The following is a 14,009-nucleotide window of genomic DNA, read 5'->3' as shown; positions in this document are numbered from 1 at the left end:
ATGGCGATCCTGTCCGGAGACGAGCTCCTGCTTCCCGACCCACCCGCGTGGCGGGCCTGGCTGGAGGAGCACCATGCCGACACGCCCGCGGTCTGGCTGGTGCTGACCAAGAAGGGCGGCACGCTGACCACGCTGACCTGGCAGACCGCGCTCGACGAAGCGCTCTGCTTCGGCTGGATCGACGGTCAGGCCCGGCGGCGCGACGAGCAGTCGTCGTTCCAGCGGTTCACCCCGCGTGGGCCGAAGAGCCGCTGGTCACTGAGGAACGTCGAGCACATCGACCGCCTCGAGCGCGAGGGCCGGATGACCGCAGCCGGGCGGGCCGCTGTGGAGGCGGCGAAGGCGGACGGGCGGTGGGAGGCGGCGTACGCCGGTCCGGCCACCGCCGAGACCCCGCCCGACCTTCTCGCCGCGATCGCCGCGGTGCCCGAGGCGCAGGCGATGTACGACGTCCTCACCTCTCAGAACCGTTTCGCCCTCTATCACCGCATCACCTCTCTGAAGACCGAGGCCGCGCGGGCGCGCAGGATCGAGGAGTACGTCGCCATGCTCGCCCGTCACGAGACGATCCATCCACAGAAGCGGCGGCCTCAGTAGCTCCGTCTGGCGGGGGAAGGCATATCGGCCTTCCTTCGCCTGACGTGTCCCCAGATGAGGAAGCCGGTCACGACCGCACCAACGGCTCCGACCGGCGGTAGCCAGCGGAGTGGGCTCGGCTCGGCCCACTCCGCGTCCGGTGCCTGGACGGCCAGATCCTCGGGGAGGGCTGTGGCGATGCTCAACATCTGCAGTCGGTAGTCGATCTCCGCCACGATCTCGGTCGATCCGTCGTCGGCGACGGTACGGAGGTCGGTGCCCTCATCGCCCGCGGTCACGATGAGCGGGGTCCCGCCGGTCAGCCATCCTGCAACCTCGACGAGCTGACGAGCGTCGACGTCGACACCGCGAACGGTCGATCCGATCGTGAAGGTGACTCGTGAGGACAAGGTGTCGACCGTTCGGACGTCGTCCGCCACTGCGTCGGTGCCGATCCAGGTCGACAGGGTGTCCTGGTCGGCGAGGCCGGTGTTGTCGGAGGGGGCGGGGAAGTCGACAGCCTTGTCTTCTGGCCAGATCTGAGTGCCAGTCGCGGACCGGGCGACGACGGTGCCGTCGTTGCCGATGCCTGCATGTGCCCAGTTGCCCTTGGGGAGCGGGTCGGTGGTGCCGCCGGGCGTGATGCGACCGGCCTGTCGGTCTTCGTGGTCGGAGTCCCAGACCAACCATGACGAGTCCGGCGACCAAGAGAAACTGGTGATCCTCCCGCGCTCGAGCTCGATGGGTTGCCTGGTCACCTTCCCCGTCTGCAGATTGATGACGTTGAGGCCGGAGTCCTTGGTGACGTACGCCAGGTGGAGGCCGTCGGGGGAGAGATGCATGGCCTCTTCTTCCCGCATCGCGAAGGAGCTGTCAGTTCCCGGCAGGGCCAGACGCTTGTATTCGCCGTCGGCGGTGATCACCGCCGCGACCCCCTCGCAGTACTCCTCGCAGTTCTCCTGGTCATCTATCACGCCGCTCTCGTCGCCGAACGCGAGGATGGCACGGCCGACCGCTCGGGAGTCGGCGACGGGAACATCGGAGACTGGGACGTCGGGCTCGGTGAAGGGGTCCGCCCAGCGGATGTGCCGCGGAATCACCGCGCGGCTCGGCGTTTCAGCGTCCGGCGAAGAGGACGTGATCTCGATCGTGCCGCCAGAGCCTTCCACCTTCGCGCCCTGCGGCAGGAGGTCGGCGGGGTCAAAGAAGATGAACGCGCCGACGGCGGCGAGAATACAGGCGAGAGGGATAGCGGCTGCGAGCACGCGCCTCGCCCGTCGCCAGCAGACGGCGACCACGACGGAGATGACCACAACTGCCGCGACCAGCCAGAACACTGCTGTGTTGACCCACAGCGGCATGAAGAACGGCTGACTGCGGTGCACCGTCGGGTGCTTGACCGAGTCGGTATCGATGAGTCCGTACGCGATGCTGACGGTGTCGACGACCATGCTCGCGTCGCCGTCGACCGCGATGAGGGAGTTTCCGCCGGCGCCCTCGCGTCCGGGCGCATCGTCGACTGCCCAGACTTGGCCGTAGTAGACGTCGTCCGGGCCATGGAGCCTGAGCAGAGGCCCGTCGCCGACCCAGCCGACCGGATCCAGGGGCATCTTGTTCGGGCTCGGGTACGTCGCGCCGCGGCCGTCGACCCGGGCCAGCCCGTTCTCCGTGGTGACGTAGAGGTCGGACCCGTGGAACATGATCGGCTCGTAGGCGGATGCCTTGCCGGGCAGCGGCAGCCTCGTGATCTCGCCGCTCGGCTCCTGGACGTGGAGACCGGTGTCCGACGGACCGTTGAAGGCGATCGTTCCGTCGTCCGAGATCGCCCACAGGCTGAGGGCCGTGGCAGAGTCGATCCTGCCGGAGTAGGCGGTCATGGTGCCCGACGCGTGCGTGATGACTCCGACCACGGCGTCGGCGGGGACGTACGCCCCGGAGTCCCAGCGGTCCATCTGGCGACCGGTCCAGAGCAGCTGGCTGCCGCTCTCGGACCACTCCATGCCAGTGACGTAGGTGCTCCCGTCGTTGCTGAGATCCCACTCGGAGGTCTTGCCGGTGGTCAGATCGGCGATGCGTACGCCGCCCGAAACGCGCTCACTGCCAGCGGCCGCGTCCCGGCCCAGTCCCCAGGACCACGCCAGGTGGGTCCCGTCGGGGGAGAGGGCGAGCGGGCGTTCCCCGCCGTTGTCGCCGTAGGAGTTCTTCCAATAGGGATCGAGACCGATGAAATCCGGAAGGTAGAGCGGGTGGTAGTCGCCGTCGTCGGCATCGACGACGATCGCGACGGCGCCGTTCGAGTCCTGAGCAGGTTGGGCGTATGCGATCGCACCGGCGCCGATCGCCAGGTCGTGTTCCAGTTTCCCGGCGTTGACGTAGTGGCCGTCCTCGGTCTCGGCCAGCCACGTCGGCGTCGCAAAGATCGTGTCGGGGACGGCGAGGTCGGTGTCGCTTCGGGCAGGGTCGACTTCGGCCGAGTCGCGCTGCGGAGCGAAGGCGATGGAGCCGGCGATGAGGGCGATGGCGGCTGAGACGGCGCTGACGGCGATGACGACTGAGCGGCGATGGGCGCGTCGGCCTCGGGCGAAGGTGTCAGTGGGCACGTACGCCTCGGGCGCTCGCTCGGCGATGCGGTGGAGCTCGTCGCGGAGCTGCTGGTCAGTCATGGAGGAGCTCCTCAAGGTGAGGTGCGAGGGTGCGCAGGCGAGCGAGCGCCTTGCGGGTGGTGGACTTGACCGTGCCGGGGTGGATGCCGAGAACGTGGGCGGTCTGGACCTCGGTGAGATCTTCGAAGAAGCGGAGCACGAGGATCGTGCGCTGGCGGGCGGTGAGCTGAGCGAGGGCGGCATCGAGGCTGAGCCGCAGTTCCGTGTCGCCGGCGGCGACGGCCGACGCTTCGTACGTCTCGGTCGGGGTCTCAACCAGGCGACGTCGGCGCCACCAGGAGATGTTCTGGGTGTAGAGGATGCGACGGACGTACGGCTCGGGGTCGCCCTGGATGCGATGCCACGACTTCGCGGCGGAAAGGAGTGCCTGCTGGACGAGGTCTTCGGCGAGGTGCGCGTCACCGGTGAGCAGGTAGGCGGTTCGGGACAGCGCCGGGACCCGGGAGCGTACGAAGTGGTCGAACGCTTCGCGCCCCGTATCTGTGGGGAAAAGCAACACGGCCTCCTTTCACCGGCTTATACGCCGGTGGAAAGGAGGCCGGGTGCCTTCGTAAAGTTAAAAGATCAGCGGGCGCGGCGAGCCATGCGCTCAATGTCCATGATCACGACCGAGCGGGGCTCCAGGCGGAGCCAGCCGCGGCTGGCGAAGTCGGCCAGGGCCTTGTTGACCGTCTCGCGGGAGGCGCCGACGAGCTGGGCGAGCTCCTCCTGGGTGAGGTCGTGGTGGACGTGGACGCCGTCGTCGGCGGTGCGGCCGAAGCGGTCGGCGAGGTCGAGCAGGGCCTTCGCGACACGGCCGGGGACGTCGGAGAAGACGAGGTCGGCGACGACGTCGTTGGCCTTGCGGAGGCGGCCGGCCAGCTGGGCGAGCAGACCGCGGGCGACGACCGGGCGGCCCTCGAGCCACTTGAGGAGGTCCTCGTGCGACAGGCTCGCGAAGGCGGAGTCGGTGACCGCGGTGACGGTGGCCGAGCGGGGGCCGGGGTCGAAGAGCGAGAGCTCACCGAACATCTGGCCGGGGCCCATGATGGCGAGCAGGTTCTCGCGGCCGTCGGACGAGGTGCGGCCGAGCTTCACCTTGCCGTCGATCACGACGTACAGCTTGTCGCCGGAGTCGCCCTCGTGGAAGAGCACCTCTCCGCGGCGGAGCTTCGACTCTGCCATCGAGGCGTGCAGGGCCGTCATCGACTCGTCATCGAGTGCGCTGAAGAGCGGTGCCTGACGGAGTACGTCGTTGTCCATTGCGGCCATTCCTCCTGGATTTTCCCCACATCCGCGGGTATTACACCGGGAATCCTATCTGTGGAACGTCTCACACGTGCACATCCCCCACCGATAAGCGCAGAAAGTGCATGTGTTGAGCGGTGTTTGTGCTAGCCGTCTTCCGGGCCGGATCGGGATTGTCGGTGCGGCCGCGTAGCCTTGCTGCGTGCCTGCCCAGAAGTTTGCGACTGAGACGCGCCTGGGTCTGGTGCGTCGTGCCCGTCGGATCGACCGCATCCTCGGTGAGACCTACCCGGATGCCAAGGCCGAGCTCGACTTCACCAATCCGTTCGAATGCCTGGTCGTGACCGTGCTGAGCGCGCAGACCACGGACAAGCGGGTCAACCTGGCCTCGCCTGCCCTCTTTGCGGCCTACCCGTCCGCGAAGGAGATGGCGGCGGCGCCCCGGGAGCACCTGGAGCAGCTCGTCGGGCCGCTCGGCTTCTTCCGCGCCAAGACCGACGCGCTGCTGAAGCTGAGCGCCGTGCTGGTGGAGGAGTACGACGGCGAGGTGCCTGACCGTCTGGAGCAGCTGGTGAAGCTGCCCGGCGTGGGGCGCAAGACCGCCAACGTGGTGCTCGGCAACGCCTTCGGCAAGCCGGGGATCACTGTCGACACACACTTCGGACGGCTCTCGCGGCGCTTCGGTTGGACGACCGAGAAGGACCCGGTCAAGGTCGAGCACGAGGTCGGTGCGCTCTTCGAGAAGCGGGACTGGACGATGCTGTCCCACCATGTGATCTGGCACGGGCGGCGGATCTGTCACGCCCAGAAGCCCGCGTGTGGTGCCTGTCCGGTGTCACAGCTGTGCCCTGCGTACGGCGAGGGGCCGACCGACCCCGTCGCCGCGGCCAAGCTGGTCCGCACGGAGGGCCGCAACTGATGGTTCGTGCCCTGGGGAGACGAGCCCGGGTCGCGTCGGCAGCTGCCCTGCTGCTGGCCGTCCTGGCCGGTTGCGGCACCGACTCCTCGAGCGAGGGCGGTCAGTCCGGCGCGCCACTGGCCGATGAGCCGTCCTCCTCCAAGGTCAACGTCGCCACCGCGGAGATGGTCGCGGCCAAGAAGGCGTCGAAGGTGGAGGCCTGCGAGGAAGGGCCCGCCAGCGACGGTGGGCTGCCGTCGATCGTGCTGCCCTGCCTCGGCGGTGGGTCGTCGGCTGACCTGGCGTCCTTCGAGGGACCGATGGTGATCAACCTCTTCCAGGGCTTCTGCGCGCCCTGCAAGGAGGAGATGCCTGCGTTGCAGAGCTTCTACGAGAGCTACGGCGACGAGGTGCCGGTGATCGGCATCGACGTCATGGACACGGTCCCCGGAGTCGCGCTCAAGGAGGCGATCTCGCGTGGGGTGACCTTCCCGATGTACGCCGATCCGGGCGGTGAGCTGCAGGGCGGGCCGCTCACGGCGCGCGCGGTGCCGGCGACGTACGTCCTGTCCTCCTCTGGCGAGGTCGAGCTGCTGCAGATGGGTGGCATGACAAGTGCGGCCCAGGTGAAGGAGCTCGTCGAGAAGAAGCTGGGGATCGAGCTGTGAGCGATCGTCAGGCGGCCAACGGGACGCGGCCGGAGTGGTTCGACGAGATCGTCGAGGCGGCGCAGCAGATCCAGGGCGAGGACATCTCACAGTTCCTGCCCCCGGCGGACGGCAGCGCCCGCGAGTCGGCCGTGCTGATGCTCTTCGGTGAAGGACCCTCGGGTCCCGATCTGCTGCTGACCGAGCGCTCGCACACGATGCGTTCGCATCCCGGCCAGGTCTCGTTCCCCGGTGGCCGACTCGATCCGGGAGAGACCGCCGAGGAGGCGGCGCTGCGGGAGGCGTGGGAGGAGACCGGGCTCGACCCGACCGGTGTCGACGTGGTCGGCCGCCTCCCGGCGCTGTGGATCCCGTTCTCCAACCACGCCGTGGTGCCGATCATCGCGTGGTGGCGGGAGCCGTCTCCGGTCACCACGCGCTCGGTCGAGGAGGTGCACGCCGTCTACCGGGTGCCGTTGTCGGATCTCATCGACCCGGCCCACCGGATCCAGGTCGGCGCGCCCGGCCGCAGCGAATGGCTGATGCCCGCGTTCTTGATCGGACCGGAGAAGGATGTCATCCTCTGGGGCTTCACAGGTGGAATCATCAGCCGTTTCTTCACCTATCTCGGGTGGATCACGGAGATTCCGGACGCCCCGATCAAGGAGTTGCCCGAATACATGTTCCAGGGACGCGAACGGAACCAGCCGTGAACTTTCTTGACTGGATCCTGATCATCCTCGTCGGGGCCTACGCGCTCTCGGGCTACTGGCAGGGCTTCATCACCGGCGCCTTCGCGACCGGTGGACTGCTGCTCGGTGGCTTCATCGGCATCTGGCTGGCCCCGAAGGTGCTCGGCAGCGCGGCCCCGTCGTTGTGGGTCTCGCTCGGTGCCCTGTTCGTCGTGATCGCGTGTGCGTCCATCGGGCAGGCGGTGCTGCAATACGGCGGCGTACGCGTGCGCGACGAGATCACCTGGCAGCCGGCCCGGATCGTCGATGCCCTCGGCGGATCGCTGCTCAGCGCGGCGGCCGTGCTGGTGGTCGCCTGGGCTCTCGGAGTCGCGGTCTCGGGAGCGCAGATCAATGGGCTCACGCCCGCGGTGCGCGGATCGGCCATCCTGGCCAAGGTCGACTCGATTATGCCGTCGCCTGCGGATCGTGCGCTGAGCGCGTTCAACGACGTCGTCGGCACCTCGTTCTTCCCGCGTTACCTGGAGCCGTTCGCCCGCGAGCGGATCGTCGAGGTCGGACCCGGCCCGCGGCGCATGCTCACCGACCCCGATGTCGTACGTTCCGGCGAGTCGGTCCTCAAGATTCGCGGCGCCAACGAGTGCGGCAAGGGTGTCGAGGGCACCGGATTCGTCATCGGCCGCGGCTACCTGATGACCAACGCCCACGTCGTCGCCGGCGTCGACGACCCCAACGTCATCGTCGGTGATGGCGCCAACGACGCCAAGGTCGTCCACTACGACCCCGAGATCGACATCGCGGTCCTGAAGTTCGAGGGTGGCGGCAACCTCAAGCGCCTCGAGTTCGACCGCACGGCCGGCGCCGAGGACCCGATCGCCGTCCTGGGCTATCCGCAGGACGGCCCCTTCGACGTACAGCCAGGTCGTATCCGTGCCGAGCAGCGCCTCCGCTCGCCCGACATCTACGGCGTCGGCACCGTCATCCGAGACGTCTACTCCGTACGCAGCCTCATCCGCCCCGGCAACTCCGGCGGTCCCATCGTCGACTCCGAGGGTGACGTCGTCGGCGTCGTCTTCGCCGCCTCGGTCACCGACTCCGAGACCGGCTACGCCCTCACCACCGATCAGGTCATCGAGATCGCCCGCGAGGCTCGCTCCCAGACCGCCACCGTCGACACCGGAGCCTGCGCCGGCTGACCCCGCCGAGACGGTAGATATGGCGGCCGAGTCGGTAGTTCCGGACGTCGAATCTGTAGTTGTGGGTGACGAAGCTCGAGTTTCGTCGCCCACAACTACAGATTCGGCGCGCCACAACTGCGGACTCGGCTGGTTGAGGACCGCGCGGTGTGGTCAGAAGCGGCGTGAGGAGTACGTCGGGGTGAGCGCGTCCTTGATCTCCCTGAGCCAGGCGTCGAGGCGATCGCCGGTGAAGTCTCCTCGGCGCACGATGATCACGATCCAGCCATGGTCGACCAGCCAGCCTCGTCGCTCCTCGTCGTAGATCCGCTGCTCAGGGTCGTCATGGTCTTCGCCGTCGTACTCGACGGCGACCTTGGCGAGGCGGTATGCGAAGTCGAGGCGATAGGTCGGGATACCTTCCACATCGACCCAGACCTGTGTCTCGGGGAGAGGTAGTCCGGCGTCGCTGATGGCAAGCAACGTCCAGGACTCTCGCTGGGACTCGACGTGGCGATTGAGAAGCGGAACGAGCTCCCGGAGCTGGACGACCCCGCGGCGGCCTTTGAAGCGGGGAAGCTCTTGGTTGAGGGCAGCTCGGCTGATGCCGTGCTCCTTGGCGAACTCGTTGAGGGCGGCCATCGCCTCGCGGCGCTTCAGGTTGCACCCGAGATCGAGCGCGGTGCGCAAGGGCGTCGTGATCTTGACGCCGTTGAGCGTCATGATGTCCCGGTCGAGGAGGTCACGTGAGCGCCCGTCGACCCCTTCCAGGCGCGTCGGCGCGAAGCCGCGACGTGCGCAGGTTTCGACGGCTGGAATCTGGGTCTGCTCGCTGAGCGAATAGGTGTTGATCCCGTGGATCCAGGCGGCGGTGCGGTCGGACACGACGTGGTGTGGAGATACGACGCGGGAAACCGCTGCGGCTCTTGTCTCCGCGGTGTCCTCCACGTCGGAAGGAATGAAGACACCGCGGAACGGTCTGAGGATCTCGCCGCGCTCGACGGCGACGCGGAGGTCGTACCTCTTGATGGAGAGCTCGCTGAGTTCACTGGCGGTAAACGGGCGCGCTGGCAGAGCCGAGGCAGCGCCGACAACTGACAGGTTCATGCGAGCCACTGTGTGCCCGCGGCGTACGAAAATCACTGCCGTTTCCGTCGGCTGTGGATAACTTCAGCCCAAAGGACGCCTGTGGACAGTAAGTGGCCCGAACTCGTTCGCCAGAACTACCTATTCGGTCGCCACAACGACCGATTCGGCGGGGTGGGTCAGCGCTGGCCCTTGAGAGCCCGGGGGATCTCCTTGCCCTGGGCGATGGCCTTCTCGGGGGCCTTGACCTTCTTCACCTTGAGTACGCCGATGAAGCCGAGCAGGGCGGCGAGGAGGACGTAGAAGCCGAAGACGATGAGGAAGGACCAGTGCAGGCCGAGGCCGGCCCAGTGGATGAAGTAGGCCGCCGAGACGGAGAGCATGATCACGGCGAGGACCAGCAGGAACGCCGCGGCGGCGAAGAGACCGACGCCGACGCCGGCGTTGGTCATCGAGACCTTGAGCTCCTGTTTCGCGAGCGTGATCTCCTTGTTGACGAGCTCGGAGATGTCGCGGGTGGCGTCGACGACGAGCTTGCCGATCGTCGGGTCCTCGCCGCCGGGGGACTTCACGATGTCGACTGCCATGGGAACCCTTCGCTGAACGTGTATTGGGGAGCGCCCACGACCTTACCGGTCGCGACCCTGATCATCCTCGAACACGTCCGGCACGCCGTCCTTGTTGGCGTCGAGAGTCTCGACCTCCTCGATGCGGCGATAGACCCTGTTGCGCGCCCGCAGCACCACCGTCGCCAGGGCAGCGGCCAGGACGGACCCGAACAGAACGCCCACCTTCATGTGGTCGTGAGCGGACGGATCGGACTCGAAGGCGAGCTCGCCGATCAGCAGCGACACCGTGAACCCGATGCCGGCCAGCATCGCCATCCCGATCACGTCGGTCCAGGCGAGGTCGTCGTCCAGCGACGCACGGGTGAACCGGGCCAGCAGCCAGGTCGACCCCGAGATCCCGATGGTCTTGCCGACGACCAGACCGAGGATGATGCCGAGCGTGATCGGGTCGCGCAGCGCGCTGGTCACCCCGTCCCAGCCACCGAGGGACACGCCGGCGGCGAAGAAGGCGAAGATCGGCACCGCAACGCCGGCCGAGATCGGCCGGACCAGATGCTCGAAGTGCTCGGCGAGCCCGCGCTTGGCCTCCGGGTTGCGGGCGATGACCGGCACGGTGAACCCGAGAAGCACCCCGGCGACGGTGGCGTGGACGCCGCTGGAGTGGACGAGGGCCCAGGCGATCAGGGCGAGCGGGAGGAGCAGCCAGGGGCTGCGTACGCGGCGCTGCACGAGCACCGCGAAGAGCCCGATCGGGATGAGCGCGAGCAGCAGGTAGCCGATGTGCAGCTCGGAGGTGAAGAAGACCGCGATGACGATGATGCCGAGCAGGTCGTCGACGACGGCGAGGGTAAGCAGGAACGTACGCAGCCCCACAGGCAGATGCGTCGAGATGACCGCCAGGATGGCGACCGCGAAGGCGATGTCGGTGGCGACCGGTGTCGCCCAGCCGGCCAGCGAGCCGTCGCCGATCAGGTTGACGGCCACGTAGACCAGCGCCGGGACGACCATGCCGCCGACCGCGGCCGCGATCGGCAGCGCGGCTCGCCGGGGGTCGCGGAGGTCGCCGGAGACGAACTCGCGCTTGAGCTCCAGGCCGGCGACGAAGAAGAAGATGGCGAGCAGGCCGTCGGCCGCCCAGGCTCCGATGGTCAGATCGAGATGAAGGGCCTCGGGACCGATCCGGAAGTCGCGGACCGCCTCGTACGCCTCCTGCCAGGGGCTGTTGGCCAGGATGACCGCGATGATCGCGGCGATGATGAGGAGTACGCCGCCGGTCGTCTCGGCTCGCAGGATCTCGGCCGTACGCGAGGTCTCCAGCCAGGAGCCGCGGGTGAAGAGGCGGTTGCGGGTGTCGGACACGGATGGGCCTCCAAGGGCTCAGGGGTCGATGAACTCACGCCGACCAGACTTCCCGGCACACCTGACGACGACCCTAGCAAGCACCGCTGTCACAGGTAGGAAGGTGATCAACTTGGGGCCGCCAGCATCCTCAAAAAGCAGGCAAACGAAGGCAAAAGTACACAAAAGCATCAATTAGAGAGTGAGTTGCTGCACAAATGCCCCGACCGGCACCTGGTTCCGTTGCATAGTGGATGAGCCCTACGGAACGGTGGGGCCGCTCCGGTCGCGCCGAGGCCCGTCACAACCGGAGGAGAGTCGATCCGACCACGGTGGCGGGCACGGGGGAGCCGAGCAGTGCGCCGGGAGCCAGAGACAAGGCAGACCGGCTTGGGGTGAAGGCGTAGGCGGAACATCCAGCGCCCGGGCAACAGCAGCCCGAATCCGACAGGTCAACCTTCGCAGGCGTCGCTGCAACAGGGGAACCTCGAATGACCGGATCGTGTGTCCGTGCGCTTTCGCGCGCCCACAGAACCATGACCGTCGGCCTCGCGACCGCCCTGGTGGTCGGTCTCGCGCTCGTCGCCGCTCCAGCCCAGTCCGCCACGGCAGCCTCCTCGCCGGGCGCACGTGCCCAGACCAGCGCCAGCACCAGCGCTCAGACAGGCACCCACACCACCAAGAAAAAGAAGAAGAAGTCGCGCGGGCTGCGAGCACTGCGCCGCGTCAAGAGCCAGGCCGGCGACCCCTACTCCTACGGGGCCAACGGCCCGCACGCCTACGACTGCTCGGGCCTGACCCAGTGGGTCTACAAGAAGCTCGGCCGCAAGCTGCCGCACAGCTCGTCGGCCCAGGTCAGCCACACCTTCAAGGTCAAGAAGCCACGCAAGGGCGATCTGGTCTTCTTCTACGGCAGCGGCGGGGTCTACCACGTCGGCATCTACGCCGGGAAGCGCGACGGCCGCCGCTGGGTCTGGCACGCGCCCGGGTCGGGTGAGGCTGTCACGAAGGACCCGATCTGGACCGACAGCCACTTCATCCGCCGGGTGAAGTACTAGAAGCACCAGAACGTACGCAGCGGCCCGGCCGCCCCGTATGGGGTGGCCGGGCCGCTGCGATTGCCGAGCGTCATCACTCGTCCGTGGCGGTCGTCTTCCCGGCAGCGATGAGGTCCATGATCGTCTGATCGGCGAGCGTGGTCGTGTCGCCGACGCCGCGACCCTCGGCGAGGTCGCGGAGGAGTCGCCGCATGATCTTCCCCGAGCGCGTCTTGGGCAGCTCAGGCACGATCATGATCTGCCGCGGCTTGGCGATCGGGCCGATCTCCTTGCGGACGTGGTCGGAGAGCTCCTTGTGGCAGTTCTCCGGCGACCCGTCGCGCAGGATGACGTACGCCACGACGGCCTGCCCCGTGTCGGGGTCGGTCGCACCCACGACCGCCGCCTCGGCGACGTAGGGGTGCGAGACCAGTGCCGACTCGATCTCGGTCGTGGAGAGGCGGTGGCCGGACACGTTCATCACGTCGTCGACGCGGCCCAGAACCCAGACGTCGCCGTCCTCGTCCTTCTTCGCGCCGTCACCGGCGAAGTAGAACCCCTGGTCCTTGAAGCGAGACCAGTAGGTGTCGATGTAGCGCTGGTCGTCGCCCCAGATCGTACGCAGCATCGACGGCCACGGCTGGGTCAGCACGAGATAGCCCCCGGCACCGTTCGGGACGGAGACGCCGTTGTCGTCGACCACGTCGGCGCCCACACCCGGCAGGGCCTTCATCGCCGACCCCGGCTTCCCAGCCGTCACTCCGGGGAGCGGCGAGATCATGATCGCGCCGGTCTCGGTCTGCCACCAGGTGTCCACCACGGGAACCTTCGACCCGCCGATGACGTCGCGGTACCAGATGTAGGCCTCGGGGTTGATCGGCTCACCGACGGACCCGAGCAGGCGGACCGAGGAGAGGTCGCGGCCGTCCGGGATGGCGCGCCCCTGCTTCATGAACGTCCGGATCGCGGTCGGCGCGGTGTAGAAGATCGTGACGCCGTACTCCTCGATGATCTGCCACCAGCGACCCTTCTCCGGGAAGTCCGGGGTGCCTTCGTAGAGCACCTGGGTCGCGCCGTTGGCCAGCGGCCCGTAGACGATGTAGGAGTGGCCGGTGATCCAGCCGATGTCGGCGGTGCACCAGTAGACGTCGGTCTCGGGCTTGAGGTCGAAGACCTCCCAGTGCGTGAACGCCGCCTGGGTGAGGTAGCCGCCGGTGGTGTGCAGGATGCCCTTCGGCTTCCCGGTGGTCCCGCTCGTGTACATGACGAAGAGCGGGTGCTCGGCGTCGTGCGCCACCGGGGTGTGCTCGGTCGACGCCGACGACACGACATCCGACCACCACTTGTCGACCGAGTCGTTCCAGTCGACGTCCTGCCCGGTGCGCTTGACCACGACTACGTTCTCGACCAGGCCCGGCTGAGTCGCCTCGACCTTCGTGACCGCCTCGTCCACGGCGGGCTTGAGTGCCGAGGGCGCGCCACGGCGGTAGCCGCCGTCGGAGGTGACGATCAGCTTCGCGCCGCAGTCGACGACGCGGGTCGCGAGAGCGTCGGCGGAGAAGCCACCGAAGATGACGGTGTGGATCGCCCCGATCCGCGCGCAGGCGAGCATCGCGAAGACGGCCTCGGGGATCATCGGCATGTAGATCGCCACCCGGTCGCCCTTGCCGACGCCGAGCGCCTCGAAGGCGTTCGCGGCCCGGGAGACCTCGTCCTTGAGCTCGGCATAGGTGATGGTGCGCTTGTCGTCCGCGGGCTCGCCGACCCAGTGGATCGCGACCCGGTCGCCGAGCCCGGCCTCGACGTGGCGGTCGACGGCGTTGTAGGCGACGTTGATCTCGCCCCCCTCGTACCACTTCGCGAAGGGCGGGTTGTCCCAGTTCAGGACGCGATCGAACGGCTTGGCCCAAGTGAGCCGTTCCGCGGCGGCCGCCCAGAACGCGTCGCAGTCCGCGGCAGCGGCGTCGTACGCATCGGCCTTGACGTTGGCAGCGGCGGCAAGCTCGGCCGGGGGCTCGAACCGGCGCTTCTCGTGCAGCAGGTTGGACAGGGTCTCGTCGCTCACAGTGACTCCTACGTACGAAAAATGTGTGGCTCAAGC

General features: G+C 67.8%; 13 protein-coding genes. 6 read left to right on the top strand and 7 right to left on the bottom strand.

Features of this window, described 5'->3' with window-relative positions; translation table 11 throughout:
- Positions 1-597, top strand: a complete 597-nt coding sequence (locus ACW14X_RS12670) for a YdeI/OmpD-associated family protein (RefSeq protein WP_400469062.1) — start codon at positions 1-3, stop codon at positions 595-597.
- On the opposite strand, the gene ACW14X_RS12665 is transcribed toward ACW14X_RS12670, so the two are convergent.
- The 3 genes from ACW14X_RS12665 to ACW14X_RS12655 all read right to left on the bottom strand — a co-directional run bounded on the left by ACW14X_RS12665 (position 591) and on the right by ACW14X_RS12655 (position 4,481).
- Positions 591-3,239: a hypothetical protein gene (locus ACW14X_RS12665; RefSeq protein ID WP_457165813.1), complete on the bottom strand. Its 2,649-nt coding sequence runs from the start codon at positions 3,237-3,239 to the stop codon at positions 591-593. The genes ACW14X_RS12670 and ACW14X_RS12665 overlap by 7 nt on opposite strands.
- Entirely contained in the window at positions 3,232-3,738 is a 507-nt protein-coding gene (locus tag ACW14X_RS12660; protein ID WP_457165812.1) for a SigE family RNA polymerase sigma factor, read from the bottom strand. Before ACW14X_RS12660 ends, ACW14X_RS12665 begins: the two co-directional genes overlap by 8 nt.
- A gap of 65 nt (positions 3,739-3,803) precedes the next feature.
- On the bottom strand, positions 3,804-4,481 hold the full coding sequence (locus tag ACW14X_RS12655) for a Crp/Fnr family transcriptional regulator (protein WP_008356269.1): 678 nt from the start codon (positions 4,479-4,481) through the stop codon (positions 3,804-3,806).
- Between the two features lie 187 nt (positions 4,482-4,668).
- Here ACW14X_RS12655 and nth point away from each other — a divergent pair, with 187 nt between their 5' ends.
- From nth to ACW14X_RS12635, 4 genes are read left to right on the top strand one after another with little or no spacing between them, the layout of a single operon-like run.
- The gene (gene nth / locus ACW14X_RS12650; protein WP_350719145.1) at positions 4,669-5,385 is read left to right on the top strand and encodes an endonuclease III; all 717 of its coding nucleotides are present in this window, start codon (positions 4,669-4,671) and stop codon (positions 5,383-5,385) included.
- Positions 5,385-6,032, top strand: coding sequence for a TlpA family protein disulfide reductase (locus tag ACW14X_RS12645; protein WP_457165811.1), 648 nt, complete (start codon positions 5,385-5,387; stop codon positions 6,030-6,032). The genes nth and ACW14X_RS12645 overlap by 1 nt, the downstream gene beginning before the upstream one ends.
- Complete coding sequence (locus ACW14X_RS12640) at positions 6,029-6,724, top strand: NUDIX hydrolase (RefSeq protein WP_350844680.1); 696 nt, start codon at positions 6,029-6,031, stop codon at positions 6,722-6,724. Before ACW14X_RS12645 ends, ACW14X_RS12640 begins: the two co-directional genes overlap by 4 nt.
- Complete coding sequence (locus tag ACW14X_RS12635) at positions 6,721-7,899, top strand: MarP family serine protease (protein WP_457165810.1); 1,179 nt, start codon at positions 6,721-6,723, stop codon at positions 7,897-7,899. Before ACW14X_RS12640 ends, ACW14X_RS12635 begins: the two co-directional genes overlap by 4 nt.
- 153 nt (positions 7,900-8,052) lie before the next feature.
- Here the strand turns inward: ACW14X_RS12635 and ACW14X_RS12630 are convergent, their stop codons facing one another.
- From ACW14X_RS12630 to nhaA, 3 genes are all read right to left on the bottom strand, one after another.
- Positions 8,053-8,985: a DUF559 domain-containing protein gene (locus tag ACW14X_RS12630; RefSeq protein ID WP_160025765.1), complete on the bottom strand. Its 933-nt coding sequence runs from the start codon at positions 8,983-8,985 to the stop codon at positions 8,053-8,055.
- 158 nt (positions 8,986-9,143) lie between these two features.
- Complete coding sequence (locus ACW14X_RS12625; RefSeq protein ID WP_160025764.1) at positions 9,144-9,551, bottom strand: phage holin family protein; 408 nt, start codon at positions 9,549-9,551, stop codon at positions 9,144-9,146.
- Between the two features lie 42 nt (positions 9,552-9,593).
- Complete coding sequence (nhaA, locus tag ACW14X_RS12620; protein ID WP_457165809.1) at positions 9,594-10,892, bottom strand: Na+/H+ antiporter NhaA; 1,299 nt, start codon at positions 10,890-10,892, stop codon at positions 9,594-9,596.
- A 515-nt stretch (positions 10,893-11,407) separates the two neighbouring features.
- On the opposite strand from nhaA, the gene ACW14X_RS12615 reads away from it, so the two are divergent.
- Positions 11,408-11,929 (top strand): C40 family peptidase, encoded by a 522-nt coding sequence (locus tag ACW14X_RS12615; protein ID WP_457165808.1) that lies wholly within the window; start codon positions 11,408-11,410, stop codon positions 11,927-11,929.
- Between the two features lie 73 nt (positions 11,930-12,002).
- Here the strand turns inward: ACW14X_RS12615 and acs are convergent, their stop codons facing one another.
- On the bottom strand, positions 12,003-13,973 hold the full coding sequence (gene acs / locus ACW14X_RS12610) for an acetate--CoA ligase (RefSeq protein WP_457165807.1): 1,971 nt from the start codon (positions 13,971-13,973) through the stop codon (positions 12,003-12,005).
- Between the last annotated feature and the right edge of the window lie 36 nt (positions 13,974-14,009).

This window comes from Nocardioides sp. YJ-D4 (assembly GCF_054031495.1).
Note: the sequence above shows the minus strand (reverse complement) of the source record. Positions and strands in the feature narration are given on the sequence as shown.

Excerpts from the sequence above, each read along its gene's own strand:
- ACW14X_RS12670 (WP_400469062.1), top strand. The coding sequence starts at position 1 with ATGGCGATCCTGTCCGGAGACGAGCTCCTGCTTCCCGACCCACCCGCG.
- ACW14X_RS12665 (WP_457165813.1), bottom strand. The coding sequence starts at position 3,239 with ATGACTGACCAGCAGCTCCGCGACGAGCTCCACCGCATCGCCGAGCGA.
- ACW14X_RS12655 (WP_008356269.1), bottom strand. The coding sequence starts at position 4,481 with ATGGACAACGACGTACTCCGTCAGGCACCGCTCTTCAGCGCACTCGAT.
- ACW14X_RS12645 (WP_457165811.1), top strand. The coding sequence starts at position 5,385 with ATGGTTCGTGCCCTGGGGAGACGAGCCCGGGTCGCGTCGGCAGCTGCC.
- ACW14X_RS12630 (WP_160025765.1), bottom strand. The coding sequence starts at position 8,985 with ATGAACCTGTCAGTTGTCGGCGCTGCCTCGGCTCTGCCAGCGCGCCCG.
- ACW14X_RS12625 (WP_160025764.1), bottom strand. The coding sequence starts at position 9,551 with ATGGCAGTCGACATCGTGAAGTCCCCCGGCGGCGAGGACCCGACGATC.
- ACW14X_RS12615 (WP_457165808.1), top strand. The coding sequence starts at position 11,408 with ATGACCGTCGGCCTCGCGACCGCCCTGGTGGTCGGTCTCGCGCTCGTC.